The sequence below is a fragment of the Burkholderia sp. BCC1993 genome, assembly GCF_905339865.1.
In the GTDB taxonomy this organism is placed as follows: Bacteria; Pseudomonadota; Gammaproteobacteria; order Burkholderiales; family Burkholderiaceae; genus Burkholderia.
Genome location: NZ_CAJPGZ010000010.1, coordinates 214,093 through 240,668 on the forward strand (window position 1 = coordinate 214,093; position 26,576 = coordinate 240,668).

Here is a 26,576-nt window from a genome sequence, read left to right on the forward strand (position 1 = left end):
GGAGTGAAACGGACGTCCGCGGCGCGCGACGGCCGCGAACGCGCCCATCGCGTTACGCGAGCTTGCACCCCGTCTTGTCGACGGACAGGAACGATTGCCCCGAGCTGACGATATCCGCGTAGTCGTCCGCGTTCTTCATCCGGCTCTTCGGCTTGCCCTTCAGCAGGTAGTAGTTCTTCAGCACCTGGTGGTCGCCCTTGCGGATTTCTTCGGGGCCCGTGAGACCGTCGTACTTCATGCCTTCCATCGCCGCGACGACCTTCTTCGGATCGGCACTGCCGGCCTTCACCATCGCGTCGAGCAGGATCTTCGAGCAGATGTACGAACCCGCGAGACTGTAGTTCGGGTTCGCCTTGAACGCGGCGTTCGCGCGCTTCACGAGGTCGCGGTTCAGCGGCGAATCGATGCCGTGCCAGTACTGCGCGCCGAAATACACGCCGTCGCAGATGTCGGGGCCGAGCGCCTCGAACTGCTCGAGGCCCGATGCCCACGCAAGCAGGATCGTGCAGTTGCGCTTCATCCCGAAGCTGACGGCCTGGCGCAGCGTGTCCGACGATTGCGAGCCGAAGTTCAGGATCAGCAGCACGTCGGGTTGCGCGGCCGCCGCGTTCGTCAGGTAGCCGCTGAACTCCTTCTCGGCGAGCGAGTGGTAGCTGTTGCCGACATGCTCGATGCCCTTCTCCTTGAAAATCGCCTTCGCGGCGGACAGCAAGCCCTCGCCGAACACGTATTGCGGCGTGATCGTGTACCAGCGCTTCGCTTTCGGCAGCATCTGGAGCAACGGCCGCACCGTCTGCTCGATCGCGCCGAAGGTCGGCACCGACCAGCGGAACGTCGCATCGTTGCAGTCCTTGCCGGTCAGTTCGTCCGCGCCTGCCGTCGTGATGAACACGCCGCCCGCCTTCTGGACTTCCTTGCCCATCGCCAGCGATTCGGACGACAGGATGCCGCCCGCAAAAAAGCGGGCCCCCTTCTGCTGCGCGATCTCCTGCACGCGCCGCACGGCGGTCGCGGGCTTGCCCTCGGTGTCGAGTGCCGTATACGCGAGCGGCGCACCGAGCACCTTGCCGTATTGCCTGACGGCGAGCTGCATGCCGAGATCGGCGTACTTGCCATTGGCGGCGAACGGCCCCGACATCGGCACCGGGCATGCAAGCTGGATGGTCGAACCCTGCGCGAACGCGGCACGGGACGACATGCTGCCGAGCGCACCCGGCACGGCCGACAGCGCGGCCAGTTTCAACAGTTCTCGGCGATTCAAGTTGACGCTCCTGATAAAGGGGGACACACGATGCGACCGACTGCCAAACCCAAACCGTATCCACGCCCTGCAGGATGCGCGTCGCCGGTTGATCCTATTTATCATGATAAATAGGATCAACCTGATGCTAGAGTTGATCAAAATTGGTGTCAATCAGGCAAAATTCCGTACCCCGCGCCGGAACGGATCGTCGACGATGACGTGGCGCGCAGTCAGACAAAGGAGTCTTGAAGATGGTCATGGACCGAGCCAGGGCGGGCCTCGCGGTCGAAATCAAGCAGCCGAAGCGGGCGGATCTCGTCGCCGAGGAGATCAAGCGGCTGATCACCGAGAAGGATCTGAAGCCGGGCGACCGCCTGCCGCGCGAGGCGGAGCTGCAGCAGCTGTATGCGGTGAGCAAGAGCACGATCCGCGAGGCGCTGAAGTCGCTCGAGGTGCAGGGGCTCATCAAGGTCACGACGGGGCCGTCGGGCGGCGGGATGGTCGTCGAGGTGCCGCTCGACCGCACGCTGCAACTCCTGCAGAACTACCTGTTCTTCAAGGACGTGACGATCGACGACATCTACACGGTGCGCAAGCTCCTCGAACCCGAGCTGGCGGCGGGCGCCGTGCCGCACCTGACGGAGCGCGACTTCGCGGCGCTGGAGGCGAACATCGCGTGCTGCGACGGCGCGTCGGGCGTGCACGACCGCGGCCACATGCTGCGCCAGCGGCAGGAGGACACGACGTTCCACGACATCCTCGCAGCCGCGAACCCGAACCCCTTCCTGCGCTTCAGCTGCGAGCTGATCAACGAGATGATCCGGCAGCTGATCGAATTCAGGAACGATACGCCGCTCGTGGAGCACAAGCGCTTCGGCGAAGCGAACGTGTCGATCCACAAGGAGATCCTGCTGGCCGCGCGAGCGCGCGATGCCGAGCGCGTACGTGCGCTGATGGTCGAGCACATGACCGAGGCGCCCAAGCACGTGAAACGGATGAAAGGGAAGCTGCGCGGGCGCTTGATCCTCGACTCCGAAATCCGCAGGCGGGCCGCCGCGCCCGTTTCGGGCACCGACGCGGCCGCGGCAGATCGCGAGGACAACTAACTGTCGGCACACGCGAAGCCGGCTCGCGGCAAAAGCCGACCGTTCGGCGGCGATCGGCCACCGCCGCTCACGCGTACCCCGTCGTGCCTTTCGTCTCCAGATATTCGACGAGGCCGAACTCCGCATACTCGCGTCCATTGCCCGAACGCTTGTAGCCGCCGAACGGCGCGGCCGGGTTCCAAGCCGGATAGTTGATGTGCACGTTGCCGACGCGCAAGCGCGCCGCGATCCGGCGGGCGCGCTCGAGATCCTTCGTCTGCACGTAGGCCGCGAGCCCGTAGACCGAATCGTTCGCGAGCGCCACGGCTTCGTCCTCGGTCCGGTAGGTCAGGATCGACAGCACCGGCCCGAAGATCTCCTCGCGCGCGATCGTCATGTCCGGCGTGACGTTCGAGAACACCGTCGGCTTCACGTAGAAGCCGTCGCCGAGCCCGTCCGGACGGCCGGGCCCGCCTGCGACGAGCGTCGCGCCCTCGTCGATGCCGCGCCGGATCAGCTGCTGGATGCGGTCGAACTGCGTGCGGCTGACAACCGGCCCGATGCCCGTTTCCGGCGAACGCGGATCGCCGACGACGGTGCGCTCCGCCTCCTTGCGCGCCGCCGCCTCGGCCGCGGCCAGCTGATCGACGTGCACGAACATCCGCGTCGGCGCGTTGCACGACTGCCCGCTGTTGCTGAAGCAACTGCGCGCGCCGCGCGTGACGGCGTCCTCGATATCGGCATCGGGCAGGATCAGGTTCGGACTCTTGCTGCCGAGTTCCTGGTGCACGCGCTTCACAGTATCGGCCGCGGCCTTCGCGACTTCGACACCGGCACGCGTCGAGCCCGTAAACGACACCATGTCGACGTCCGGATGCCGCGACAGCGCATCGCCGACCTCGTGCCCGTAGCCGTGCACGAGGTTGAACACGCCCGGCGGCACGCCCGCTTCGTACAGGATCTCCGCGAACAGGATCGCGCTGAACGGCGCGATCTCGCTCGGCTTGAGCACCATCGTGCAGCCCGCCGCGAGCGCCGGCGCGACCTTGCAGACGATCTGGTTGATCGGCCAGTTCCACGGCGTGATCAGCGCGCACACGCCGATCGGCTCGTGCGACACCAGCAGCGCATCGGTCTGCGTGCTGAACCGGAACGACTGCAGCGCACGGATCGTCTGTTCGAGATGCGCGGTGCCGACGGCGGCCTGCATCGCGCGCGCGAACGCGATCGGCGCGCCCATTTCCTGGCTGATCGTGCGCGCGACTTCGTCGTAGCGGCGCCGGTAGATCTCGAGCACGCGCTGCAGCAGCGCGACGCGCTCGCCGACCGTCCAGCGCGAATACGTGTCGAATGCCTGCTTCGCCGCACCGACCGCACGGTCGACGTCGGCCGGCCCGCCGATCGCGAGCCGCGCATATGGCTTCGCGGTCGCCGGATCGATCACGTCGATCGCGCGCGCGTCGTCCGGGTCGAGCCACTGCCCGGCGATATAACTCTGTCGTGAAGTTCGCATCGAATGCTCCTTGAATGACGGATGCCGGCGCCGCGCTCAGCGCGTCGCACGCGCATAGGTGTCGGCGAGAATGTCGCGGATCTTCGCGACGAACCACACGATCTCGTCACGCGACATCACGAGCGGCGGCGAGAACTGCACGATCGGCGTGCCTTCGTGGTCGACGCCCGCGCGGCACAACAGCCCGGCTTCGAAGATCGCGGGCGCGAGCAGCGTCGACACGAACGCCTGCGCGCCGATGCCGGCCGCCCAGCGGCGCGCGGCCTTGTCGGTCACGAGTTCGAGCGAGTAGTGATAGCCGTCGCCGCGCACGTCGCCGACACACGGCAGCTCGAGCAGGCCGTCGAGCGTCTCGCGGAACACCGCTTCGTTGGCGCGGACGTTCGCGAGCACGCCTTCGCGCTCCATGATCGCCAGGTTCGCGAGCGCGGCCGTGCATGCGACCGGATGGCCGCCGTAGGTCGCGCCGTGCAGGAACATCTGCTGCGGGCCGGCGAGCACGGTGTCGACCACCGTGTCGCTCGCGATCACGCCGCCGAGCGGCACGTAGCCCGACGCGATCCCCTTCGCGAACGTGATGAGGTCCGGCTTCAGCCCGTAACGCGTCGACCCGAAATATTCGCCGAGCCGGCCGAACCCGCAGATCACTTCGTCGGCCACGAGCAGCACGCCGTGCCGGTCGCACAGCGCGCGCAGCCCTTGCGCATAACCGGCCGGCGGCGTCAGGCTGCCGCCCGCGTTCTGCAGCGGCTCGACGACGATCGCGGCAACGGTGTCCGGCCCTTCCTGGACGATCAGCGCTTCGATCTCGTCGAGCAGATGGCGCGTGAACTGCGCTTCGGTCTCGCCTTCCGGCCGCCCGTAGCGCTTCGTGTTGCTCACGTGCCGCACGCCCGCCATCAGCGGCTCGAAATGCTTGCGGAAGTTGGTCATCCCGTTCAGCGCGAGCGCGCCGAACGACGTGCCGTGATACGCGACGCGACGCGCGATGAACTTGCGCCGCTGCGGCTCGCCGCGCGCCTGGTGATACTGGCGCACCAGCTTGATCGCCGATTCGTTCGACTCCGAGCCGCTCGACGTGAAGAACACGCGGTTCAGGCCGTCCGGCGCGAGCGCCGCGAGCTTGTGCGCGAGGCGGATCGCCGGCTCGTGGCCGTAGCCCCAGTTGGTCGCGAACGGCAGCCGCACCATCTGCTCGCGGATCGCGTCGCCGATCTCCGCGCCGTGGCTGTAGCCGACCTGCACGCAGTACAGCCCGGCGAGCCCATCGAAGTAGCGCTTGCCGTTGCGATCGACGAGCCAGCAGCCTTCGCCGCGGTCGAACACCGTCAGCGCGTGGTCGCGATACGCATCGGCGTGCGTGAAGTGCATCAGCAGATGGCGCTTGCCGAGCGCCTGCAGGTCCGCATCGAGATTGACGTCAACACCGTTCATGGGTCATTCCTCCTTCAGGGATTCGAAACCGGCAACCGGAAGCCGGCCGGTCATTCAGTTCATCGACAGCGTCGGCGCCGGGCGCGTGAAGCCGCGCGTGAGCCACAGCAGCTGGCACAGCCCGATCACGAGCCAGCCGATGCCGACGTAGAAGGTCTGGCGCGACAGGCCCGACCACAGCCAGACGTTCATCGCGAAGCCGAGCGCCGGCACCGCTCCGAACCTGATCCAGCCCGCGAAGCGGCGATGTTCCGCGCGGCCGAGATAGCTGCGCATCACGCACAGGTTCACGACCGCGAACGCGACGAGCGCGCCGAAGCTGATCATCGTCGACGCGAGATCGAGCGAGATGAACAGCGCGGACAGCGACACGACACCGACCGCGAGCGTCGCGCGCACCGGCGTGCGCAACCGTGCATGCAGGTGGCCGAACACGCGCTCGGGCAGCACCCGGTCGCGTGCCATCGCGAACAGCACGCGCGTGACGCTCGCCTGGCCGGCCATCGCGCTCGCGAAACAGCCGGCCACGTAGACCGCGACGAACAGCGCCGACAGCGTGCCGCCGCCGATGCGCCGCATCAGTTCGAGGCTGGCCGAATCGAGATCCTTGAACGCGTGCCAGTCGGGGAACACCACCTGTCCCGCATACGCGATCAGCATGAACAGCAGGCCGCTCGCGAGCGTGCAGAGCAGGATCGCGCGCGGCACCGTGCGGCGCGGCTCGCGCGTTTCCTCCGCCAGCGTCGACACCGCATCGAAACCGAGGAACGACAGGCACAGGATCGCGGACCCGGCGAAGATCGCCCGCGCGTCGCCCGACGACGGCAGCGCGAGCGTCGGCGCCAGCCCCTCGCCGGCCGCGACATGCGCGGCCGCCGCGACGAAGACCGCGATGAACACGAGCTGGCTCGCGATCAGGATCAGGTTCACGCGGTTGACGAGCCGGATGCCGACGATGTTCAGCCCGGTGACCAGCGCGATGCTCGCGACGATCCACACGCTGGCCGGCACCGCGGGAAACAGCTGCTTCATGTAGATGCCGATCGCGAGGTAGCTGATCATCGGGATGAACAGGTAATCCATCAGCAGCGCCCAGCCGACCATGAAGCCGGCCGAGGTGCCGAAGTTGCGGCTCGCGAACGTATAGGCGGAACCGGCGCTCGGCATCAGCCGCGCCATGTGGCCGTAGCTGCGCGCGGTCAGCAGCATCGCGACCAGCGTGACCGCATACGCGATCGTCAGGTGTCCGTTGGTCTCGCGCGTGACGATCCCGTAGGTCGTGAACACCGTCATCGGCAGCATGTATGCGAGGCCGAAGATCACCAGCGTGAACAGCCCGAGCGAATGCGCGGCGCGTGGCTCCGCGTCGGCATGCCCGTCCGTGCGCGCCCGCACGTCGTGTGTCGCGGCGCTGGGCGTGCGCTGCTCCGGCCTGGTGTCTTTCATGCTGTCCTCACGTGGCGTGGTCCATGACATCAACACTCGTCTCGTCGGCAATGCGTGCCGTGCAGGCACTGCAGGCATTGCGCGACCCGGAAACGAGTGTGGTGCGCCAAAAAATCGCCGACGAATGAGAAAAGCGGACGTAATCGGGGGATATTTCCGGACGCGTGGCAGCCGGCCTGCCCCCCGGTGATGCGGGCCCTCTGGCGTTTCGCGGACATTCCGGCTATGTTCTACGCGAACCCGTCGCCGCCCCTCGCCATGGACAGCAAGTCCCATCGACCCCAAAGCCGCGCCGAACGCAGCCTGCGTTCGGCGCTCGGCCTCGCGCGTCCGGCCGGACGCCAGGAAGACATTCCCGCCACCGTGCACGCGATCGCGGTCGCGCTCGACGAATGCCGCGTCCGGCACATCGACGGCGCCGCGCTGCTCGCGGGCACCGGCCTCGGCGCGGCCGAAGTCGCGTCACCGAACCTGCACGTGAATCGCGGCCAGGAGCAGCGTTGCTTCCGCAACCTGCTGCGCTGCAGCGGCGTACCGTCGATCGGCCTGTCGATCGGCGCGCGGCTCCATGTGTCGACGCTCGGCCTCGCCGGTTACGCGATGCTGATCAGCGGCTCCGTGATGCAGGCGTTCCGGTGCATGAGCCAGTTTCCGCTGTTCATGGGGCTGTATTTCGATGTGCGCGTGCACGCGCACGCGCGCGGGATGAGCGTGACGATCGGCCGCTACAACGGCGAACCCGACCTCGAGGTGTTCCAGACCGACATGTGCCTGTCGAGCCTGCGCCTGATCGTGTCCGATCTGGTCGGCAAGCCGGTATGGCCCGCGCAGCTGCATCTCGCCCGCCGCACGCCGCGCAACGGCGCGGACTACGCGCGCCACTTCGACTGCCCGGTCACGTTCAATGCGGGCGAGAACCGGCTCGTGTTCACGAGCGTGAACGGCACGGAAGCGCCGCGGCTCGCGAACGAAGTCAGCTTCAATGCGCTGCACGGGCAATGCGAAGCGCTCGAACGGCAGTGGGCCGCGTCGGTCGGCACGCGTTTCGCCGATCGCGCGAAGGAGTTGATGGCGCGCGACCTCGCGCGCTTCAAGTCGATGACGTCGCTCGCGAACGCGCTGCACCTGACCGAGCGCACTTTGCGACGCCGGCTCGACAAGGACGGCATCACGTTTCAGTCGCTGCTCGACGACGTGCGTCGCCAGGAGGCGGTGCGGCTGCTCGACGAGCCGGCGCTGAGCGTGGCCGCGATCGCGGAGCGGCTCGGCTACAGCGAGCCACGCAGCTTCCGCCATGCGTACCGGCGCTGGACCGGCAAGACGCCGCGCGCGGGCGCGAACGACGACACGTGAGCCGTCCGCGAACGAAGGATCAGGATCGAGCGGGCTTGCGCGCCGGGCGTTGCGATCTTGCTTCGGACTGCTTTTGATATCGACTGACCGATCGGCCCGGTCGCACCGCGCCCCGGCCTTCCGCCCGTTCCTGCCTCATGCGGGATCGACCGCGCGTGCGAGCGTCGGCCGCGCAACGCATGCCGCGAGCGCAACGAACGAAAGCACCAGGATCGACATCGTCAGCACGGTCTGCCCGGTGCCGGCCGTTGCACTGACGAGCGTCGCGACCAGCGCCGCGCTGCCGATCTGGCAAAAGCCGACGAGCCCCGACGCGCTCGCCGCATGGCCGTGCCGGCCTGCCACCGCACCGGATACGGCCAGCGACAGCGACGAACCGTTCGCGAGGCTGACGATGCACATCGGCACGACGGTCGCGGCGACGCCCGTGATCCCGAACGCGCGAGCGACGCCGAACGCGACGCCGCCGAGCACGAAGCACACGATGCCCGCCGCGACGATGCGGTCGTACGGCCAGCAGTCGAGCAGGCGCTTCGCCACGACGTTCGCGACGACGATGCCGGCCGTCAGCGGCAGGTAGAGCCAGCCGCGCCGCGCCTCGTCCACGCCCGCCGCCGCAAACAGAAACGGCGATTGCGTCAGGTAGACGAACCACGCGCAGTAGATCGCGCACACCACCAGCGTGTAGCGGCGGAACGCGGGATCGCGCAGCACGTTGCCGAACCCGGCGAACGGCGACGTGCGGGAGCGTGCATGCGCGGGCCGGGTTTCCGGCAGCAGCGCCAGCGTCGTCACGAGCGCGGCCACGCCGAATGCCGCGACGAACAGGAAGTCGGCACGCCAGCCGGCCCATACGGCAAGATGCCCGCCGAGCGCCGGTGCCAGCGCCGGCGACAGCGACACCAGCGGATAAATCACCGCGTAGACCTTCGCGGACACCCGCTTGTCGCACGTGTCCGCGATCACCGCGCGGCCGATCACGAGCCCCGACGCGGCGCCGGCCGCCTCCACCATTCGCCAGGCGACGAACGTCGCGAAACTGCCGGCCGACGCGCACCCGAGCGAGCCGCCGACGTAGATCAGGATGCCGGCCACCAGCACCGGCTTGCGGCCGTGGCGATCGGACAGCGGCCCATAGGCCAGCTGCGCGAACGCCAGCACGAGCAAGTACGCGGACACGGTCTGCGGCATCCGCCAGCCGGCGACGCCGAAATCGGCGGCCATGCCCGGCATCGCGGGCAGGTAGACGTCCGACGCGATGAGGCCGAATGCGCTCAGCATCGCGATGACGAGAATCAGGGAAAGACGCGGCACGACAAGGCTCCTCGCACGCCGGTGCGGCCGGCGCGCATGTGGTTGAACTCAGGCGCCGCATGGTAGAGCTCGACCGACCATGTGAAAATGCACGAAATCGCACGCCATACCTGCAAATCTGCATCACCACGACACGACATGAACTGGGACGACGTTCGCATCTTTCTCGCCGCGCATCGCGCCGGCACGCTACGCGGCGCGGCGGAGCAACTGGACATCGATCAGACGACGGTCGGGCGCCGCCTCGGCACGCTCGAACGCACGCTGGGCAGCCGGCTGTTCCTGCGCACCACCGGCGGGCTCGCGCTGACCGACAGCGGCCGGCAGGTGCTCGATACCGCGGAGAGCATGGAGCGGCTGGCCGTGTCGTTCGAACGGCGCAGCGAAGGCGCGGACGCGCGCGTGGCCGGCGAAGTGCGCGTGACCACGACCGATGCGCTCGCGGTCGACTTCGTGGTACCGGCGATCGAACGGTTGCAGCAACGCCATCCCGACGTGCGCGTGCTGCTGAGCACCACAACGCGCATCGTCGATCTCGCGCGCCGCGAGGCCGACATCGCGGTACGCACGTCGCGTCCCGACCAGCCCGACCTGATCGTGCGGCTGCTCGCGCGCTGGGACGTCGGGCTCTACGCGACGCGGCGCTATCTCGATCGCTTCGGCGAACCGCGGCCCGGCGGCCGCTTCGCGGGCCACGACATCGCGCGTTATCAGCCGGGCGTCATGCAACAGCAGCACGACACGCTGGCCGGCGAATCGGCCGCCGACGGACGTGTGGTGGCCGAACTCGATTCGAGCCTGATGCTGGCCACGTTCGTGCGCGCCGGTCTCGCGCTCGGGGAACTGCCCGCCTACCTCGCGCAGCGCGATCCGGAGCTGGTACGCATCTGGCCCGGACGGCACCGCGCGAAACCGTACGAGACGTGGCTCGTGCTCCATCAGGATCTTGCGCATACGGCGCGGGTGCGCGTCGTCGTCGACGCGCTCGTCGAGACGTTCGCGCACTGACGCGCACGCCGCGACACAGGCCTGCAGCGGCTCACGCGCGCGATCTACGAGCACGGCGGGATCGTGTCGGACCCGCGGTTGCAGCAAGCTGCCTCCTCACGTTGATTCGCGATCCTTTGTTTTTTCGATTCCTGTCGACCGGGACGCGTGCGCCACACGCTCAAAGCACCTCGAAACGCAACCCGGCATGACGCACGAGGCGCTCGACGAAGCGCTCGTCGAACATCGTCGCGGGCGTCCAGAAGCCGCCGCCGCGCCCCGTCTTCTCGCCGTCGCGGCTGCAATCCAGCGCGAGGCTAAGCGCGGCCTGGCCCAGCATCTTCCCGGTCGAGCCGTAGCCCGGATCGCGATCGCCGGTAACTTTCAAGCGCAGCGTCCGCCCGTCGTCGGCGCGCCCGAAGAAGCGCAGGTCGAAACGGCCAGCCAGTTGCGCGGCGACGCTCGGCCCCTCGCCGGGCTTCGGCAGCAGGAAGCGCTCCATCAGGCTGCGCACCGGCTTGACGAGAACGCCCGCCATGAACGCGCCGAGGCCGGCCACCATCGTGAGCGCGGCGAGGCGGCCCTTGAAACCCGTGCCCGTGATGACTGCTTCGTCATACGCGAACCGGCTGCCGTACGCGTTGTCCGCGAGCGCGTTCGAGCGATGCACGACGCGCTCGTTGATGGCCGCCATCACGAACGGCGCAATCCACGTGCCGCCGTCGCGATCGAATTCCGCCGACCGGACCGCGTGCTGCCGCACCGTAAAGCGATGATCCTTCGGGCACAGCGCATACGGATCGAGCAGTTCGCGGCGCAACGCTGGATCGGCCGCGGCTTCGCGCACGACGTTGATCACGCTCGCGACCGTTCCGCCCGACGCGCCGCCCTTCAGCGTCTTCACGCGCATCTTCACCTGCGTGGCCGGCCGGCCCCACTGCCGCCGCGCGTGCTGCTGCAGGAACAGGACGCCGAGGTCCGACGGCACCGAATCGAAACCGCAGCAATGCACGATGCGCGCGCCCGATTGCCTGGCCGCCGGTTCGTACCGTTCGATCATCCGCTTGATCCACTGCGTCTCGCCGGTGAGATCGCAGTAGTCCGTGCCGGTCTGCGCGCAGATCCGCACCAGCGGCTCGCCATACAGTGCGTACGGGCCGACGGTCGACACGACGACGCGCGTCCGCACGCACAGCGCGCGCAACCGCGCTTCGTCGGCTGCATCGGCCACGATGATCGGCAGCGCCTGCCATGCGGCGCCCAGCGCGCCCCTGACCTGCCGGAGCTTCGCCTCGGAGCGGCCGGCGATCGCCCAGCGCAGCGTTTCTCCGCTGCCCGACAGGTATTCGGACAGGTAGCGCGTCAGGATCTGCCCGACGAAGCTGGTGGCGCCGAATACGACGAGATCCAGATCATGAGTCGGTTGGGTCATCGATGTTTCCTCTGAAACGGGTTGGCTACGAGCAGCCGGATTCATCGAACGGGTTCATTGAACGTTCCCCAATGGCGTCGGCAGATTCAGCACCAGCTGGGCATCCCTGACCACGTCGAACCGCACGATGGTGGACACACCGAGCCCGTCGAGCAGCTGGCTCAGCGGCCCGCCGTGCCGCACCGGCTCGATGCCGCGCGGCAACACGCGCTGTGCGAACGATAGCGTATTGGTCTGCACCGAACTCTGGTGCCACACGCCGTCGACGAGATTGACCATGGTATTCGTGCCCATCCGCGACTGCGACAGCACGTCGATCGGCGCAGGCGACGGCGCGTTCAGCGTCAGGTCCGGCCGACCGTCCGGCCCGGCGATCCGCGCGCTCACGCGTGCGCCGATGTTCATGTCGATATCGGCGAGCCATTTGGGCAGCTGATAGCCGTGCACGCCGCGCACCCGTGCGATTTCCATGGTGACGGGCAGCGCAAGCACATGCGCGAAGAAGCTCCGGCGCCGCATCGCGTCTATTGCGCAACCGCCTCCGCTGCCTGCCGCGCGGCCGCGATGTGATCGGCCGCGACATAGCCGAACGTCATCGCCGGCCCGATCGTCGAGCCGGGGCCCGGGTAGGTCTTGCCCATCACGGCCGCCGACGTGTTGCCGAGTGCATAGAGGCCGTCGATCACCGAACCGTCGGAACGCAGCACGCGCGCATGCGCATCGGTACGCAAGCCGCCCTTCGTGCCGATCTCGCCCGGGTCGACCCGCAGCGCATAGAACGGCGCACGCTCGATCGGCCCGAGGCACGGATTCGGCTTCGACGACGAATCGCCGTAATAGCGATCGAACAGGTTGCCGCCCTTGCCGAATTCGGTATCGATGCCGGTGAGCGCGTAACCGTTCATCCGCTCGACCGTCTGCGCGAGCCCCTGCGCATCCACGCCGATCTTCGCGGCCAGCTCGGCCAGCGTGCCCGCGCGATAGATGACCGAGTCGAGCCAGCCGTGCGGGATCCTGCTGTCCGGCTGCACGCTGCCGGGCAGCAGCACACCGCACGGATAACGCTTGCGATATTCGGCATCGAAGATCAGCCATGCGGGCACGTTGGCCTGCGTGTTCGCATGGTCCGCATACATCGCGTGGATCACGTCCGGATACGGCGCCGATTCGTTGACGAAGCGCCGCCCGAGCCGGTTGACCATCACGCAGCGCGGCGCCGAGCGCTCGACGAACAGCCCGCGCTGCTTCTCCTCGCCCGGCACGCGCACCGTCGGCACGCCCCATACGAAGTCCATCAGCGCGACGTCGGCCCCGAGCGCGAGCCCCGCGCGGATGCCGTCGCCAGTGTTGATCGGCGGCGCCGCGCTCCACTCGGCGCGCGTCGGCTTCGGCAGATATTGGTCGCGCATCGCCTGGTTCGCCTCGAATCCGCCGCACGCGAGCACGACGCCATGCGTCGCACGGATGCCGAACGGCCGGCCGTCGCGCTCGACCACCACACCGTTCACGCGTGCGCCGTCGCTGTGCAGCGAGCGCATCGGCGTTGCGAGCCACAGCGCGATGCCGCGCTGCTCGAGCGCCGCGCGCAGGCTCGCGACGAGCGCATTGCCGAGCGTCAGGCGCCGGTCGCGCGACGTGCGGCGCCGCCATTTGAAATCGGTGGCATAGCGCAGCATCAGGCGCGCGGCGAGCCGCAGCCAGCCGCGCTCCTTCGCGAGGATCGTGTGCGCCTCGATCTGCGTCATCGCGATGCGCCCGCCGATCAGCGTCGCCGGCGAAGGCGCGCGCAACGTGTCGAAATGCGCGCCGAGACGCGCGGCGTCGAACGCCGCCGGCTCCATCGTCCGGTAGCCGGGCTTGCCGCCCTTGCGGTCCGGGTAGTAGTCGGGATAACGCGGCACCGCATTGAACCGCGTGTGCGCGTGCTTCGCGAGATACGCGACCATCTTCGGGCCGTTGTCGAGATACGCATCGATGCGCTGCGCGTCGAAATCCTCGCCGACCACGTCGCGCAAATACATGATTGCTTCGTCATACGAATCGCTGCCGCCGAGCGCGGCGATCTGGTCGTTGCACGGAATCCAGATGCCGCCGCCGGACACCGCCGTGGTTCCGCCGTAGACGGTGCTCTTCTCGACCACCAGTACCGACAGCCCCTGGTCGTGCGCGCGCAGCGCCGCCGTCATCGCGCCCGCGCCGGAACCGACCACCACCACGTCGTACGTGGCGTCGCCGAACGAATCGTGTCGATCGTCGTGCATGATCGCCTCCGCTCAGATCGTGCCAAGGCAGCTTGCCGCATCGGCCGGCACGTCGGCGAGCTGGCGCCAGGCGCCGTGCTCGCCGCGGTATTCGTGCACCTCGACGCTCGCGTGCCGCGCGGGCAGCTCGCCCACGTCCGTGTAGAACTGCTGGTACCACCGGCGCAGCCGATAGATCGGGCCGTCGCCTTCGCACAGCAGCGGATTGTCGACGCGCGTCTTGTGGTCCCAGATCGCGACGTCCTCGCGGAATGCCGACTGCGCGGCCAGCACGTAGCCGTCGACCATCGCGCGATTCTGTCCTTCCGTCAGCGCCGGATTCTTTTCGACCATCACGCCGAAGCGCAGCTCGAAGCTGTTCGTATCGATCGGCACGTGGCTGTTGAGCAGGATCGACCTGAGCGGCTGCCCCTGCGCTTCGCCCGTCATCAGCGTGACGTGGTATGCCGGGCCGAAGTAGGCCGAGTCGGCCGTCAACCCGCCGCTGCCGGCCAGCCGCGTGCTGCCGCCGCGCAGCTTCTGGTAGGCCACCGGGCCCGCGAACGTGTTGCAGAAGTAGTCGATCGGCGCGCCGTGCACGGGGCCGAAGTGCGCCATGTCGGACTGGTTGTCGATCAGCTCGCGGCAGTTCGTGTCGATCACCCACTTGACGATCGCCCAGTCGCTCCACGCATCGGAGAAGCACGCGTCGATACGCGGAATCTCGACCGCCGGATCGGGCCCATTGCCCTCCGGATCGTTCCACACGAACAGCAGGCGGTTCCGCTCCATCACCGGCCACGACTTGATGCGCGCCTTCGGCGGGATGCGCTGCGAATACGGAATCGCAGTGCAGGTGCCGTCGCCGGCCCACGACCAGCCGTGAAACGGACACACGAGTGCATTGCCGTCGACGTGGCCGCGCCCGAGGTCGGCGCCCATGTGCGGGCAGTAGCCGTCGAGGATTCGCAACTGCCCGTCCTCGCCCTGGAACACCGCCACGCGCGTGCCGAAGATCGACAGGCCGTGCGCACGGCCGTCGCGGTAGTCGTCGGCGAGCCCGAGGCAATGCCAGCCGCGCGCGTAGCGCGCGTCGATGGGTGCGGCATGAATCCGGTGAACGGGATGCCGGCTGGCCGGCGCGGATGATTCGGTCATGGATCGTCTCCTTCCAGTCGAAAGGCGCAGCCCTGCACCTGCGTGGCGGACCTTGCCGGGAATACGCCGGGCGGGTCGATGCGCCCGGCGCTATGTCACAAATCATTTATTTTGTGACGCATAATGGCACAAATTCCATTTTTGTGACAACGTGTGCGAAAATTCCGAACCGACGTATTCGGTCGGCACATCGGCACACGCCGCGCGACGCACGGCATCGAGGAAAGGTATGGATCGGCAACTGCGCTGGGGCGACGCCAGCAGGATGGACAGCGTCAACGACGGGCGAAGCGCGATCCTGCGCGCAACGCTCGACGCGATGATCGAGCATGGGATCGACCGTTTGTCGATCGACGACGTCGCACGCCGCGCGAACATTTCGCGGCGCACGCTGTACCGCTACTTCGGCACCAAGAAAGAGCTGATCCAGGGCGTGATCGGCATCCAGAACGCCGAGTTCTTCGACGAGATGCAGCGCGCGCTCACCGCCTTCGAGCACGACTTCGAGGCCTACTGCGAAGAGAGCGTGTGCTTCGCGGTGCGCTATCGCGATCGTCATCACGGCGGCTTTCACCACAACTATCTGGCCACGAGCCTGTCCACCGACGTGTTCGGCTACATCGTCGAGAACATCGCGCCGATGTGGCAGCGCGTGCTTGAAAAGCCGTACCGTGAATACGTCGCCGTGCACGGCGCGCGGGTGCCCGCGCTCGACGACATCATCGCGCTGATCAGCCGTATCGGGCTCGCGTACTGCCTGGTTCCGGCTGACGAGCAGGCGATGCGCGCGCAGATGCGCATCCTGTGGACGTTCCAGCGCGAGCCGGCCGGCAAGCCGGTCGCGGCCCGGATGAAGGCCGCGCGCTGAGCGGCGGCGCCCGCGCGATGTCGCGCAGCCCGGCCGATACCCTCTGATACCGGCCTCGAACATTTCAACTCACACCGGACTACCCCATGACGACCTGCGGAGTTTCCGTCTCCGGCCGAACGCTCGATCGCGCCGATCTGCTGCTTCTCGTCGAAGGCTCGCCTGCGCCGATTCGTCTCGAAGACTGCGATCTCGAAGGTGCGGACCTGTCGCGGCTCGATTTGCGCGGCGTGCGATTCGAGCGCTGCGCGCTCGCGGAAGCGTCGTTCGTCGGCGCGACGCTCGCGCAGACCGCCTGGATTCGCTGCCGCGCGCGCCAGACGAGCTTCGCGTCGGCCGACCTCGAGGACGCGCAGTTTCAGTCCTGCGATCTCAACAACACGAGCTGGCGCCGCAGCAAGCTCGGCTCGGCGCGCTTCGACGAATGCAGGCTCACCGGCGCCGACTTCGAGGAATGCAAGTCGCTCGGCATCGAATTCGCGAACACGTTGCTGGTCGGCGCGAGCCTGCGCCGCTTCTCGTTCCGGAAATCGCGGCTCGTGGCGCTCGACTTCTCGGATGCCGATCTCGCCGGCACGGACTTTCGCGACGCCGTGTTCGAAGGCGGCAGCCTGCGCAACGCGCATCTGAACGACGTCCGGTTCGACGGGGCCGACCTGCGCGACGTGGAGCTCGGCGGCACGCCGAAGCTGCTCGCGTCGGGCGTGCTGCGCGGCGCGATCATCTCGTATGACCAGGCCGCGATGCTGATCGAGAATCTGGGGATTCGGGTCGCCTGACGACCGCACGCGCATTGCTTCGCCCTGCGGCCGACATTCGCGACGCCGGCCGCGAACCGCGCATGTCGCGTGTGCTGCCGGCAATCTGTCGAATATTCTCATCACTCCAGCCGCACCCCGACCGGCACACGTCACGCACGACCCGGCGCTCACGCTCGACGACCGGATCCATCTGCGCTCGAATCACTAGGGAAAATCCGGAGACATCCTTACAGCGATTTACCTGATGATTCACAGGAACGCGATGTTTCGGCGATTTCGCTTTGCATCATGCTTTCGTTTTTCTTAATCGTCTCGATGCCGCCGCGCGGCAAATGCGACGATCGACACGTGAAACGGCGTGCGTCCGCGAGTCGCCAGGTGTTCAATACTTTCAACAACCCGGTCGAGAGCAATCGTGAGAATCCGTGGCCCGCTGGTGCGGTGGAGACGAGGCGATGCGCGCAACGTGCGCGTCGCGATCTCGTCCACTGGCGACAGTGACCGCCGGCAAAGTCCTCGCCTGCATCTGTCGATCTACACCATCCTGTCCCGCCGTTCCGTCCGCCGTCACAACGCCGTCGCCGCGCGCGCGTACGTCGCGATCCACACCGACGACGTGGCGTCGCTGCTGCCTTAGCTCGCCCCCCTCCGTTCCGTTCAATCTTCGGATCGTGTCGCGTGACTCGCGACCCGATCGGCTCGCGTTTCATGTCCGCACGAATCGCTTCGCAGGCCGAACGGACTCCTGATCATCATGCACCGCCGGCGCTCGTTTCGAGCGCTGGCCGGTTCCACACGTCCATCACCTGAACCGTGGCGCGACGACTCGCCAACCGCCGAGCGCCGCGTACATCGATACGGAAGACACGCCATGCACCTCCGCACCCTTCGCCGCACCATCGCAACCGCCGCCATGATGTCCGTCGCGGGCATCGCCGCCTTCGTCACCACGCACGCCCAGGCCGCCGGCGAGCTGAACATCTACAACTGGTCCGACTACATCGCGCCGGACACGATCCCGAATTTCCAGAAGCAGACCGGCCTGCACGTGCGCTACGACAATTACGACAGCGACGACACGCTGCAGGCGAAACTGCTGTCGGGCAACTCCGGCTACGACATCGTCGTGCCGACGTCGAACTACATGGCCAAGCAGATCCAGGCAAACGTCTACCAGCCGCTGGACAAGACGAAGCTGCCGAACCTGTCGAACCTCGACCCGCTGCTGATGAAGATGGTCGCCGACGCCGATCCGGGCAACCAGTACGGCGTGCCGTGGGCGTATGGCACCGACGGCATCGGCTACAACGTGCAGGCGGTGAAGAAGGCGCTCGGCGACAAGGCGCCGGTCGACAGCTGGGCGCTGGTGTTCGACCCGGCCAACATGGCGAAGCTGAAAAGCTGCGGCGTATCGTTCCTCGACCAGGCCGTCGACGTGTTCGCCGCGACGCTGCAGTACATGGGCAAGGATCCGAACAGCACGAATCCGGCCGATTACCGCGCCGCGTACGAGGTGCTCAAGAAGGTGCGCCCGTACATCACGCAGTTCAACTCGTCGGGTTACATCAACGATCTCGCGAACAACGACCTGTGCGTGTCGTTCGGCTATTCCGGCGACGTCGGCATCGCGCATCGCCGCGCGGCGGAAGCGAAGCGTCCGTACGAGATCCGCTTCGCGAATCCGCAGGAAGGCGGGCTGCTGTGGTTCGACATGATGGTGATCCCGAAGGATGCGCCGAACCGCGATGCCGCGCTGAAGTGGATCAACTACCTGCAGGACCCGAAGGTCAACGCGGGGATCACCAACGCGGTGTTCTACCCGACCGCGAACAAGTCCGCACGCCAGTTCGTGAAGCCCGCGATCGCGCGCGATCCGTCGGTCTATCCGGCCGACGAGGTGCTGAGCAAGATGACGCTGCTCAAGCCGATGCCGCCCGAGATTCGCCGGCTCCAGAACCGGTTGTGGGCGCAACTGAAGACGGGGCGCTGACCAGCGCGGGGCGGCCGGTCGGGCCGCCCCGACAGATCGTCGGCCGCTCGCCGGCACGCGCCGACGCGCTCCCGCGACGATCGTCCACATTTCGGGAAACGGCCGCGGTTGCGCGACGGCCTATCCGAACGGGCCGCGCTCGACCGGCTGCACGACCAGCCGCCGTCGGCACCCGCACCCGGCGACTGACGCACGGCTGCGGCCGCACTATCGCTGCGCGGGCTCCGCATGCGGCAACGCCGCCGTGAACGCTGCGTCGATGAAACGGATCACGTCGTCGAGCGACGACGTGCACGTCGCGCCCGCGGCGAGCTCACGAAACGCGCCGTCCGGCCCGAGGCAGATGAGCGGCTTGCGCCAGCGCTGCGCCAGCGCGATCTCCTCGGTGGTCCCGGGCCCGCCGGGCAGCGCGACGATCAGGTCGCTGCTCAGCACGTTCACGTAGTTCCGGTTGATGGTGTGCGGATCGGCACCCGGTTCGCGGCGCGGCAGCGGCGTGAGGATCGGGATCTCGACGAACGGATGCGGGTAGCCGTCGAGCGGCACGAAGCCCGCGTGCGGATCGGCCTGCGTCGGCAGGATGCCGATCGACCGGCCGGCCCGCCCCGGCACGCCGGCGAACGCGCGCGCGACCGCCAGCATCACGCCCTGGCCGCCACCCGTCAGCAGGTTGAAGCCGGCCTGCGCGAGCCATGCGCCGAGCGGCTCGGAAAACGCGAGCCACGGTTCCTTGCCCGAGCCCATCACGCCAATCGTCCGGTGATTGCGTTGCATCGTGTATTCCGTTGATGAATCGTTGAAGTGAACCGCGGCGCGGCAGCGGGCCGCGAAACCGGCCGCGCGCAGCGCATCGTCATGCATCGTCATTCGAGTTCGACGCCCTTGAGCTCGGGGATCAGGAACAGCGTCGCGACCATGTCGAGCACGTAGAGGCCGGCGAGCAGCGCGATCGCCGTCTGGAACGAGTAGTGCGCGGCCAGCGCGCCGACCGCCACCGGCCCGAAGCCGCCGACCGCACGGCCGATATTCCACAGCACGTTCTGCGCGGTCGCGCGCGCGGCGGTCGGATAGCCTTCGGACATCAGCGTGCCGTAGCCGCCGACCATCCCGTTGACGAACATCCCCATCAGCGCGCCGGCCCACAGCATCGTCGTCGGGTCCGACAGGCGCGCGTACGCGATGACCGTCACGACCGAGCCGAGCTGGTACAGCAGGAACGTCGGCTTGCGGCCGATGCGATCGGCGAGCTGCCCGAAGGTCCAGACACCGACCATCATTCCGACGACGGTCGCCGCGGTCCACAGCCCCGACTTCGTCAGCGAGAAGCCCATCTGTTTCGACAGGAAGGTCGGCAGCCAGATCATGATCCCGTAGTAGCCGAAGTTCTGGACCGAGCACAGGATCACGATGCCGAGACTCGTGCGCGCGGTGCGCGCGTCGGCGACGAGCATCCGGAACGCGTTGGCCCGCGGCTGTGTCGCGCGCTGCACGAAGACTTCCGGCTCGTGCAGCCGGTTGCGCAGCACCCACGCGAGCAGTGCGGGCAACACGCCGACCACGAACATCCCGCGCCAGCCGATATGGAGCAGCAACAGCGGCGTCAGCAGCGCGGCCAGCAGCACGCCGGCCTGCCAGCCGAGCGCGACGTAGCACGACACGCGCGCCCGCTTGCTCGCCGGCCACGCTTCGGCCGCGAGCGCCATGCCGATGCCGAATTCGCCGCCGAGGCCGATGCCCGCGATGGTGCGATACACGAGCAGGTCCCGGAAGCCCTGCGCGAACGCGCACAGGCCCGTGAAGACCGCGAACAGCATGATCGTCCAGGTCAGCACGCGCACGCGGCCGTAGCGGTCGCTCAGGGCACCGAACAGAATGCCGCCCGCGACGGCGCCGATCAGCGTCCACGTAACGAGCGCGCCGCCCTGCCCGGGCGTCAGCTGCAAAGCCGCGGTGATCGCCGGCAGCATGAAGCCGAGGATCAGCAGATCGAAGCCGTCCATCGCGTAGCCGATCGCCGAGCCGGCCAGCGCCTTCCACGCGTATGCCCCGACCTGCCCGCCGCGCGGCGCCGCCGGATCGTCGAGCGCCGATGATTTCATGTTTGCTGCCATGGTGTCCCGCCGGAAATGTCCGGGCGACATTCTAAAGCCTGTTCCCGCGCATGACGGGCCGGCGCACGGGCGCACGCAGAAAGCGCCGCGCTGCCCGCTTCCGGGAACGGAAGCGGGCAGCGGCGGTAATAAATTTGAAAGATGTTGAAGCCGGCGATCCCGCAGTCAGGCCGGGACACCGAAAGAACGGGATGAAGCGGGGAGTTGTGAGGCCGGCGCGGGTCGAACGGCACCGGCGCGGTGCCGGTGCGGTGCTGCCTCAGCCCTGATCGTCCCCGGGCCACCAGGTTTTGGCCTCGCGGTCAACGAGCAGCGTATCGAGATCCCGGCCTTCGAGCCATTTGGGTCGCGGGCCGCGGCCCGACCACGAGCGGCCGGTCGTCGGATCGTAATACTTGGCAGGCGCCTTGCGTTTTCGCTGGACGATGTAGCCGAGGGCGCTCAGCACTTCCTGCTGCGTGATGCCCAACAGCTGGACCTGCTCCCTGAATGCCGCGAGTGCGGCTTGCTTCTCCTTCTGCTTGGCTTCCGACAGCTTGATGTTCAGGTCCCGAAGTTGTGCTTCGAGTTCCTGCAGAGCCTGGGTCATGTATTCATCCTCTTTGGGCATGTTTTTATTCAAAAAACTTCCGATGGCAGAACCTATCACGAAGTTCCGCCTATCTGTGTTGCGATGTGTGAATCGTTTGCCTCGATCTGTAAGGCTTTCGAAGTGTGCCGAACACAATACCATCGTCGAAAACCGCATGACATCGGCACGCAACACTTGGCGCGCCGCGTTCGAACGCGCGGCGAGCCTTCGGCGGCGACCTCCTCGCCGCCTGGCGCCGCACCCTGGCACAGGCGCGGCATGGCGCGAATGATAGCAGTGCGCATCGGTCATGTTCGAGGACTTTTGCGGTCCGGCGCACACTCGCCGGCTTTGGCCCGCAAGCATCGACGCCGGCGCGGCGGTTCACGTGCCGAAGCGGCACCCGTCCCACGCGATCCGTGCGAACAGCGCATGCAGCTTCGCACCGCGCGCGGCGTTCAGCGCGCTTGCATGGGCGACCCGTCCGGCCAGATATCCGCGGAAGTCCGGATGCGCGGCGCGATTCCGCGACGCCGGTCCGTGGCGGATGCAGTTGGTCAGGATCAGGCGGCAGCCGCCGCGACGCTTGTCGTAGCACGCATACGCGTAGTGATGCAGCGGCGAGTCGCTGCCGCGCGCATCGACGCGCCAGCGGTCGGACAGTCGAGTTCGCGCTCATGCCGAGCCAGTTCGCGCGGTCGCCGCACGTCGGCCATTTCGGCACCTCGACGCCGGCGAGCCGCGGCGGCAACGGCCGCTGAACGGGCGGCCGGCGCACGACGCGCATCACGACCGGCCGATGATTGCCATATCACGCGATGCAGAACGTCCTGGATACTCCCGCGGATTCTTTTGTTCCAATCCCACACGGATAGCGCCGCTGCAATCACCCACCATTGCATCGACGCGCGGAGTTCTGCGCCTACCGCGCATCGCTCACCGGCGAATGCACTACAGTCTGAGCCAAACGCGGTGCGTCACATGCGGGCCGACACCCCAGCCCGCCGCAGTCCACCGGTTGAGCGCAACCGATAAGGAATCCGGCAGGTCACTCCCGCGCGCACTCCTTCGCATGCGCGCCCGCATTGAGAAATGCCGATCGGGGTTGGGATGGATGGGCAGCACGAAATTCGAGTGCGATTCGACCCGGCACTGCCGGCAGGACAAGTGTTCTGTACGTTTCATGGTCCCGACCCGTTCGTCAACCGGCCGACCTCGCCGGAGTGCGACCGGCTTGCGCATACACCGGAGTCCACGTTGACCGCGGTCGAGGTCGACACGCTGAGCGGCGAAGCCAGCAAGAATTGACGAGGAAATGCCCGCATCAGCGTCACGAGAAAACCACGACGGAAGTCGTCGAGCCGGCGATCGTCGATGGCCGTCATGCCGCTTACCCGGTTGACGTGCGTCAAGGCCGGGCGCACGGCCAAACCTAAACTGGACCCATGCCCTCTCACCGGATGTCGGCAGTCACTCATCACAGGAATCCACCATGCGCATCACCGTTCATCTCGACACGTTCGCGCATGCCGGCCCGTCGGCGTATGCGATCGTCTGGCTTGATTTCGACGAGCAAAAGTGGTCGTGTGAAGGCCACTACGCCATGGCAATGCCCTCATGGGGGACGCTTGCCCGGACCGGCGACGGCATCCAGCTTGCCGTGCCCGATGCCAGCCGTCCGCTCATCGTCCTTGACGGCTTCGCGTCCGGCAATGCCGAAGCACCAAGCGTCGGTGCATCCGGCATGGCACGCTGGTACCCGCATGCCCATCACGCGCCGGATGCCGGTCGCTGGCGCGTGCAGTGTCTCGATACCGAGCAGGCCGAACCCGAGCACCGGCTGTTTGCAGACGACGCACGCTGAGCGCGTCGCACACAGGGAGCCGGCATCCTGGCTCGGTAGAGAGCCTCGGCCGAGACCCACGCGCGAACCGCTAATCTTCCGTTTCCGGAATCGCATTGACGATCATCGAGAACAGCTTGCCGAGATCGGCTTCGAGCTTGACCCCGTCGAATGGGTCGCGATTGGCTCCGAAGGCGAGGTCAAGTTCCGCCCAGTCCTCGTTTGACAGCAGACGTCTCGCGGCCGGCAAGATCAGCGTCTCCTCGGTACACCGGTGATCCGAATAGAACTCGGCATATTCATCCACCAGCGCCACCAGGGCCGCTAATGCGGGCGCCCCTTTCAACTCGTACCGGGTCAGCGCGTGTTCCAGATTGGTCAACATCCCGTCACCTCGCGCGTGCTGAGTCTCCAGTTCGTCGAGGACGCCGTCGAATTCGGAAGCCGCATCCCGCAATGGTGCAAACAGGTAGCGCTCCTCTTTCGGATGATGTACCTGCTCGGGGTACTCTCGAATGTAATAGAGCATCGCCCGGAACACCATGAGACCCGGAACGGGCTTGCCAGCCGCAAGCAGATGGACATAGCGCCGCATGCCCTCGACGACGGCGGACAGCCGCTCGTGCTCACGGAGAATGACGGTGATCGCGGCCCGCGGCCCCAACGAGAACATACCAAACCTCACGGAAACAGGCGGAATGCACTGGCGATCACTTGATCGACTCGCTTGCTCGGCGAGCCAGTTAACCAGTGCTCATAATTCCCATCTTGGTCGGCTGCGGCTCGACATCAAAGTGTGCTGACGCCACGGCTTTGAGGGAGATCAAAGAGTGTGCCGGCCCGGCAACGCGCGAAGTGGGCATGCGTCGGCCGATTTGAACAGGCGCCCTGCCGACTGAATCGCTCGTGCTTGTCATCGATCCGGCACCTGGTTTTCGAGGTCCGGGTGTGCTCTGCCGCCAGCGCGATCGTGTCAAGAATGGGCGACAGCGATGGACCGGCGAAACACCCGCGGCGAGCGTCGAAATACACTCGTAGTTGACTTCAATCAAGATATCCATCTCCGGCGCTCTCACACTGTATTCAGTATCGCTACGCAAGCATGAGCCCGCCAGGGAAGACATCGATACCAAAGCAAGCGACCGATACCTGCTGTTTTGCTGTACCGCAGTTCGACTGGAAGCAAAGAAAGATGAACAAGATGTTTTTCTTGCCAATGTCACTGCTACCGATCGTCATCGCGATCGGCAGCGTCCCGTCGCACGCACGCGCCGAGGACGGGGAGCAACTGGCTCGGCAGGTCTGTGCCACTTGCCACGGGGCACAGGGACACAGCGAATCACCCATGTTCCCGCGCTTAAGCGCTCAGACACCGGAATATCTCACCGTGCAGCTCAAGGGCTTCCGCGAGCACACGCGGGGCGAGACGCATGCGCGCGCGTATATGTGGGGTATTGCGTCGCGGCTCGACGATGCGACGATTGCATCGCTTGCCGCCTATTACTCGCATCAGGAACCGGTGCATGGCAAGGCAGGCAACGCCGCGCTGATGGCAAGGGGGAAGGATATTTTCGAGCATGGCGTACCGGACCGAGGGACCCCGGCATGCGCGTCGTGCCATGGCCCGCAGGGCCAGGGTGCCGGCGCGTTCCCGCGGCTTGCCGGACAACACGTGAACTATTTGCTTCGGCAGATCGAGTTCTTCAAGAACGGGACACGTGCCAATTCCCCCGTCATGACGGCCGTTGCTCACACGCTGGATCCTGACGACGCCAATGCGGTCGCCACATGGCTCGAATCGCAGTAGGGTCGTAGGCGCGAAATCCTCCGCACGTCGCCGGCACTGCTGAATCGATCCACGATTGCGTCCGCAACCCACACTTGCGGATGCAACCACGATGACAGCTGACACGATCGACCCCGATTCAGCCGGGCTCGTCCCGAGCCACGGCGCATGGAACGTGTCGATCTCGATATGGATGACGTAACGTTCCGCTTCGTCCGGCAACGCGGCCAGAAAGCAGTCGGCCGGGCCGGGAACAGGCACGCACGAGGTCGCGCGCGCGATCGCATCCGATACGAAGACACGCCACGATCGGCTCTCTCTTGCTCTCGTGATGTTTCGAATACGTCAGGGCATCGGCGAACCGGACGCGCCGCCCCACGGCCCGGACGCTTCCCGGCACGCGGCAATGTTGCGCAGTGTTGCGCCCGCCGATGAACGGACGATGACGGTTGTCGCGCGTGACGGCATCGCGGCGTGCGTCGACTTACGGCAGCGGCGGCGCGTCGCGCAACACAGCTTGCAGCCCGGCCGCGAACGGCGTCGCATGCGCGATGCCGAGTGCACGCACGCTCGCGGCATCCAGATGACAGTCGTACGGACGCGGCGTCGCATCGGCCGGCGTGTCGATCCGCGCGAGCGCGGCGTCGATGCCGAGCGCGGCCGCGATCCGTTGCGCGATGTCGTACTTCGTCATCGGTTCCTCGCCCGACCAATGACGGATGCCCGTGACCGGCGAGCCCGCGAGCTGGCGCAGCGTCAGGTCGCGGATCACGTCCGCCACGTCCGGCGTGTAGGTCGGATGGCGGATCGCCCACGCGTCCATGCCGACCGCATCCGCGCCCGCTCGCGCGGACGCGACAATCGCCGGCACGAGGCTCGTGACGGCCGACTCGCGCCAGTCGACGATCGGGCCGTAGAGCAACGGCAGGCGCAGCACGCAGGCAAGCGGCGACGCGGCGAGCAGCGCGGCCTCGCCTTCCAGCTTGGTGCGGCCGTAGATGTTCAGCGGGTTCGGCGCGGCATCTTCGCGATACGGCGCGGCCTTGCCGTCGAACACGTAGTCGGTGGAGATGCCGAGCGTCCATGCGCCGTAGCGCGCGGCGAGCGCGCCGATGCGGGCCGGCGCGTCGACGTTGATCGCGCGCGCGGCCGCGGGGTCGCGTTCGCAGACGTCCGGGCGGCGCTCGGCGGCACAGATGATCACGGCCGCCGGGCGGCGCGTGTCGAACAGACGCTCGAGCGCCGGCTGATCGAGCACGTCGAGTCGGACGATGTGTTCCGGCGGCAATGCGAGGCGCCGTGCGCCCGCGGTGTCCGGGTTGCGGATGGTTGCGACGAGCGTCAGCGACGCTTCGCGGGACAACGATGCGGCAACCGCACGGCCGAGCAGGCCGGACGCGCCGATGAGCAGGATGGTCGGGTGCGACACGGTAGCCAACGA

Annotated in this window: 23 protein-coding genes and 2 pseudogenes; 9 read left to right on the plus strand and 16 right to left on the minus strand. The window is 67.1% G+C overall.

Translation table 11 applies throughout. From position 1 onward, the window contains the following. Positions 1-52 precede the first annotated feature (52 nt). On the minus strand, positions 53-1,261 hold the full coding sequence (locus U4Y91_RS18660) for an ABC transporter substrate-binding protein (RefSeq protein ID WP_321802505.1): 1,209 nt from the start codon (positions 1,259-1,261) through the stop codon (positions 53-55). 233 nt (positions 1,262-1,494) lie between these two features. On the opposite strand from U4Y91_RS18660, the gene U4Y91_RS18665 reads away from it, so the two are divergent. Beyond that, positions 1,495-2,349, plus strand: a complete 855-nt coding sequence (locus U4Y91_RS18665) for a FadR/GntR family transcriptional regulator (RefSeq protein ID WP_321806283.1) — start codon at positions 1,495-1,497, stop codon at positions 2,347-2,349. A 67-nt stretch (positions 2,350-2,416) separates the two neighbouring features. Here U4Y91_RS18665 and U4Y91_RS18670 read toward each other — a convergent pair whose 3' ends face one another. The 3 genes from U4Y91_RS18670 to U4Y91_RS18680 are packed head-to-tail and all read right to left on the minus strand — an operon-like array spanning position 2,417 to position 6,721. Then, on the minus strand, positions 2,417-3,841 hold the full coding sequence (locus tag U4Y91_RS18670; protein ID WP_321806284.1) for an aldehyde dehydrogenase family protein: 1,425 nt from the start codon (positions 3,839-3,841) through the stop codon (positions 2,417-2,419). Positions 3,842-3,877: 36 nt separating this feature from the next. After that, on the minus strand, positions 3,878-5,275 hold the full coding sequence (locus U4Y91_RS18675) for an aspartate aminotransferase family protein (RefSeq protein WP_321806285.1): 1,398 nt from the start codon (positions 5,273-5,275) through the stop codon (positions 3,878-3,880). Between the two features lie 54 nt (positions 5,276-5,329). Then, positions 5,330-6,721 (minus strand): APC family permease, encoded by a 1,392-nt coding sequence (locus U4Y91_RS18680; protein WP_321806286.1) that lies wholly within the window; start codon positions 6,719-6,721, stop codon positions 5,330-5,332. A 258-nt stretch (positions 6,722-6,979) separates the two neighbouring features. Between U4Y91_RS18680 and U4Y91_RS18685 the strand changes: the two genes are divergently transcribed. Next, positions 6,980-8,074, plus strand: a complete 1,095-nt coding sequence (locus U4Y91_RS18685; RefSeq protein ID WP_321806287.1) for an AraC family transcriptional regulator — start codon at positions 6,980-6,982, stop codon at positions 8,072-8,074. A 135-nt stretch (positions 8,075-8,209) separates the two neighbouring features. Here the strand turns inward: U4Y91_RS18685 and U4Y91_RS18690 are convergent, their stop codons facing one another. Next, complete coding sequence (locus U4Y91_RS18690; protein WP_321806288.1) at positions 8,210-9,388, minus strand: multidrug effflux MFS transporter; 1,179 nt, start codon at positions 9,386-9,388, stop codon at positions 8,210-8,212. Positions 9,389-9,526: 138 nt separating this feature from the next. Here U4Y91_RS18690 and U4Y91_RS18695 point away from each other — a divergent pair, with 138 nt between their 5' ends. After that, on the plus strand, positions 9,527-10,396 hold the full coding sequence (locus tag U4Y91_RS18695) for a LysR family transcriptional regulator (protein WP_321806289.1): 870 nt from the start codon (positions 9,527-9,529) through the stop codon (positions 10,394-10,396). Between the two features lie 160 nt (positions 10,397-10,556). Here U4Y91_RS18695 and U4Y91_RS18700 read toward each other — a convergent pair whose 3' ends face one another. From U4Y91_RS18700 to U4Y91_RS18715, 4 genes and pseudogenes are all read right to left on the minus strand, one after another. Next, positions 10,557-11,807, minus strand: coding sequence for a saccharopine dehydrogenase family protein (locus tag U4Y91_RS18700; protein ID WP_321806290.1), 1,251 nt, complete (start codon positions 11,805-11,807; stop codon positions 10,557-10,559). Positions 11,808-11,861: 54 nt separating this feature from the next. Then, positions 11,862-12,371: pseudogene (locus U4Y91_RS18705) on the minus strand (acetoacetate decarboxylase); the annotation flags it as partial. Beyond that, the gene (locus tag U4Y91_RS18710) at positions 12,332-14,068 is read right to left on the minus strand and encodes an FAD-dependent oxidoreductase (protein WP_321806291.1); all 1,737 of its coding nucleotides are present in this window, start codon (positions 14,066-14,068) and stop codon (positions 12,332-12,334) included. The pseudogene U4Y91_RS18705 and the gene U4Y91_RS18710, both read right to left, overlap by 40 nt. A 12-nt stretch (positions 14,069-14,080) precedes the next feature. Then, a complete protein-coding gene (locus U4Y91_RS18715) occupies positions 14,081-15,205 on the minus strand; it encodes a Rieske 2Fe-2S domain-containing protein (RefSeq protein WP_321806292.1) in 1,125 nt (374 codons plus the stop codon). Between the two features lie 229 nt (positions 15,206-15,434). Here U4Y91_RS18715 and U4Y91_RS18720 point away from each other — a divergent pair, with 229 nt between their 5' ends. The 4 genes from U4Y91_RS18720 to U4Y91_RS18735 all read left to right on the plus strand — a co-directional run bounded on the left by U4Y91_RS18720 (position 15,435) and on the right by U4Y91_RS18735 (position 18,824). Beyond that, positions 15,435-16,073 carry a TetR/AcrR family transcriptional regulator gene (locus U4Y91_RS18720; protein ID WP_124488064.1) on the plus strand — a complete coding sequence of 213 codons (639 nt, stop codon included), beginning with the start codon at positions 15,435-15,437 and terminating at the stop codon, positions 16,071-16,073. A gap of 86 nt (positions 16,074-16,159) precedes the next feature. Then, positions 16,160-16,852: a pentapeptide repeat-containing protein gene (locus U4Y91_RS18725; protein ID WP_321806293.1), complete on the plus strand. Its 693-nt coding sequence runs from the start codon at positions 16,160-16,162 to the stop codon at positions 16,850-16,852. A gap of 397 nt (positions 16,853-17,249) precedes the next feature. Further along, complete coding sequence (locus tag U4Y91_RS18730) at positions 17,250-17,471, plus strand: hypothetical protein (protein WP_321806398.1); 222 nt, start codon at positions 17,250-17,252, stop codon at positions 17,469-17,471. Between the two features lie 276 nt (positions 17,472-17,747). After that, complete coding sequence (locus U4Y91_RS18735) at positions 17,748-18,824, plus strand: polyamine ABC transporter substrate-binding protein (protein WP_415750478.1); 1,077 nt, start codon at positions 17,748-17,750, stop codon at positions 18,822-18,824. A 207-nt stretch (positions 18,825-19,031) separates the two neighbouring features. On the opposite strand, the gene U4Y91_RS18740 is transcribed toward U4Y91_RS18735, so the two are convergent. The 5 genes and pseudogenes from U4Y91_RS18740 to U4Y91_RS18755 all read right to left on the minus strand — a co-directional run bounded on the left by U4Y91_RS18740 (position 19,032) and on the right by U4Y91_RS18755 (position 22,891). Beyond that, the gene (locus U4Y91_RS18740) at positions 19,032-19,598 is read right to left on the minus strand and encodes a DNA-binding protein (RefSeq protein ID WP_321806395.1); all 567 of its coding nucleotides are present in this window, start codon (positions 19,596-19,598) and stop codon (positions 19,032-19,034) included. Positions 19,599-19,687: 89 nt separating this feature from the next. Continuing rightward, positions 19,688-20,935 carry an MFS transporter gene (locus tag U4Y91_RS18745; protein WP_321806295.1) on the minus strand — a complete coding sequence of 416 codons (1,248 nt, stop codon included), beginning with the start codon at positions 20,933-20,935 and terminating at the stop codon, positions 19,688-19,690. Between the two features lie 259 nt (positions 20,936-21,194). Then, positions 21,195-21,524: an H-NS histone family protein gene (locus U4Y91_RS18750; protein ID WP_321806296.1), complete on the minus strand. Its 330-nt coding sequence runs from the start codon at positions 21,522-21,524 to the stop codon at positions 21,195-21,197. A 366-nt stretch (positions 21,525-21,890) separates the two neighbouring features. Then, positions 21,891-22,317: pseudogene (locus U4Y91_RS36775) on the minus strand (RNA-directed DNA polymerase); the annotation flags it as partial. A 370-nt stretch (positions 22,318-22,687) separates the two neighbouring features. Next, positions 22,688-22,891 carry a hypothetical protein gene (locus U4Y91_RS18755; protein ID WP_321806297.1) on the minus strand — a complete coding sequence of 68 codons (204 nt, stop codon included), beginning with the start codon at positions 22,889-22,891 and terminating at the stop codon, positions 22,688-22,690. Between the two features lie 107 nt (positions 22,892-22,998). Between U4Y91_RS18755 and U4Y91_RS18760 the strand changes: the two genes are divergently transcribed. Beyond that, positions 22,999-23,370 carry a DUF3564 family protein gene (locus U4Y91_RS18760; protein ID WP_321806298.1) on the plus strand — a complete coding sequence of 124 codons (372 nt, stop codon included), beginning with the start codon at positions 22,999-23,001 and terminating at the stop codon, positions 23,368-23,370. 70 nt (positions 23,371-23,440) lie between these two features. Here U4Y91_RS18760 and U4Y91_RS18765 read toward each other — a convergent pair whose 3' ends face one another. Next, a complete protein-coding gene (locus U4Y91_RS18765; RefSeq protein ID WP_321806299.1) occupies positions 23,441-24,022 on the minus strand; it encodes a hemerythrin domain-containing protein in 582 nt (193 codons plus the stop codon). 519 nt (positions 24,023-24,541) lie between these two features. Here U4Y91_RS18765 and U4Y91_RS18770 point away from each other — a divergent pair. Continuing rightward, positions 24,542-25,156: a c-type cytochrome gene (locus U4Y91_RS18770; RefSeq protein WP_321806300.1), complete on the plus strand. Its 615-nt coding sequence runs from the start codon at positions 24,542-24,544 to the stop codon at positions 25,154-25,156. A 463-nt stretch (positions 25,157-25,619) separates the two neighbouring features. On the opposite strand, the gene U4Y91_RS18775 is transcribed toward U4Y91_RS18770, so the two are convergent. After that, positions 25,620-26,564, minus strand: coding sequence for an SDR family oxidoreductase (locus U4Y91_RS18775; RefSeq protein ID WP_321806301.1), 945 nt, complete (start codon positions 26,562-26,564; stop codon positions 25,620-25,622). Between the last annotated feature and the right edge of the window lie 12 nt (positions 26,565-26,576).

What these genes read in the sequence shown, in the direction of transcription:
- U4Y91_RS18760 (WP_321806298.1), top strand. Translation starts at nt 22,999, where the DNA reads ATGCGCATCACCGTTCATCTCGACACGTTCGCGCATGCCGGCCCGTCG.
- U4Y91_RS18750 (WP_321806296.1), bottom strand. Translation starts at nt 21,524, where the DNA reads ATGACCCAGGCTCTGCAGGAACTCGAAGCACAACTTCGGGACCTGAAC.
- U4Y91_RS18670 (WP_321806284.1), bottom strand. Translation starts at nt 3,841, where the DNA reads ATGCGAACTTCACGACAGAGTTATATCGCCGGGCAGTGGCTCGACCCG.
- U4Y91_RS18695 (WP_321806289.1), top strand. Translation starts at nt 9,527, where the DNA reads ATGAACTGGGACGACGTTCGCATCTTTCTCGCCGCGCATCGCGCCGGC.
- U4Y91_RS18720 (WP_124488064.1), top strand. Translation starts at nt 15,435, where the DNA reads ATGGATCGGCAACTGCGCTGGGGCGACGCCAGCAGGATGGACAGCGTC.
- U4Y91_RS18685 (WP_321806287.1), top strand. Translation starts at nt 6,980, where the DNA reads ATGGACAGCAAGTCCCATCGACCCCAAAGCCGCGCCGAACGCAGCCTG.
- U4Y91_RS18680 (WP_321806286.1), bottom strand. Translation starts at nt 6,721, where the DNA reads ATGAAAGACACCAGGCCGGAGCAGCGCACGCCCAGCGCCGCGACACAC.
- U4Y91_RS18765 (WP_321806299.1), bottom strand. Translation starts at nt 24,022, where the DNA reads ATGTTCTCGTTGGGGCCGCGGGCCGCGATCACCGTCATTCTCCGTGAG.
- U4Y91_RS18725 (WP_321806293.1), top strand. Translation starts at nt 16,160, where the DNA reads ATGACGACCTGCGGAGTTTCCGTCTCCGGCCGAACGCTCGATCGCGCC.
- U4Y91_RS18675 (WP_321806285.1), bottom strand. Translation starts at nt 5,275, where the DNA reads ATGAACGGTGTTGACGTCAATCTCGATGCGGACCTGCAGGCGCTCGGC.
- U4Y91_RS18770 (WP_321806300.1), top strand. Translation starts at nt 24,542, where the DNA reads ATGAACAAGATGTTTTTCTTGCCAATGTCACTGCTACCGATCGTCATC.
- U4Y91_RS18745 (WP_321806295.1), bottom strand. Translation starts at nt 20,935, where the DNA reads ATGGCAGCAAACATGAAATCATCGGCGCTCGACGATCCGGCGGCGCCG.
- U4Y91_RS18735 (WP_415750478.1), top strand. Translation starts at nt 17,748, where the DNA reads ATGATGTCCGTCGCGGGCATCGCCGCCTTCGTCACCACGCACGCCCAG.
- U4Y91_RS18755 (WP_321806297.1), bottom strand. Translation starts at nt 22,891, where the DNA reads ATGACGGCCATCGACGATCGCCGGCTCGACGACTTCCGTCGTGGTTTT.
- U4Y91_RS18715 (WP_321806292.1), bottom strand. Translation starts at nt 15,205, where the DNA reads ATGACCGAATCATCCGCGCCGGCCAGCCGGCATCCCGTTCACCGGATT.
- U4Y91_RS18710 (WP_321806291.1), bottom strand. Translation starts at nt 14,068, where the DNA reads ATGCACGACGATCGACACGATTCGTTCGGCGACGCCACGTACGACGTG.
- U4Y91_RS18665 (WP_321806283.1), top strand. Translation starts at nt 1,495, where the DNA reads ATGGTCATGGACCGAGCCAGGGCGGGCCTCGCGGTCGAAATCAAGCAG.
- U4Y91_RS18700 (WP_321806290.1), bottom strand. Translation starts at nt 11,807, where the DNA reads ATGACCCAACCGACTCATGATCTGGATCTCGTCGTATTCGGCGCCACC.
- U4Y91_RS18740 (WP_321806395.1), bottom strand. Translation starts at nt 19,598, where the DNA reads ATGCAACGCAATCACCGGACGATTGGCGTGATGGGCTCGGGCAAGGAA.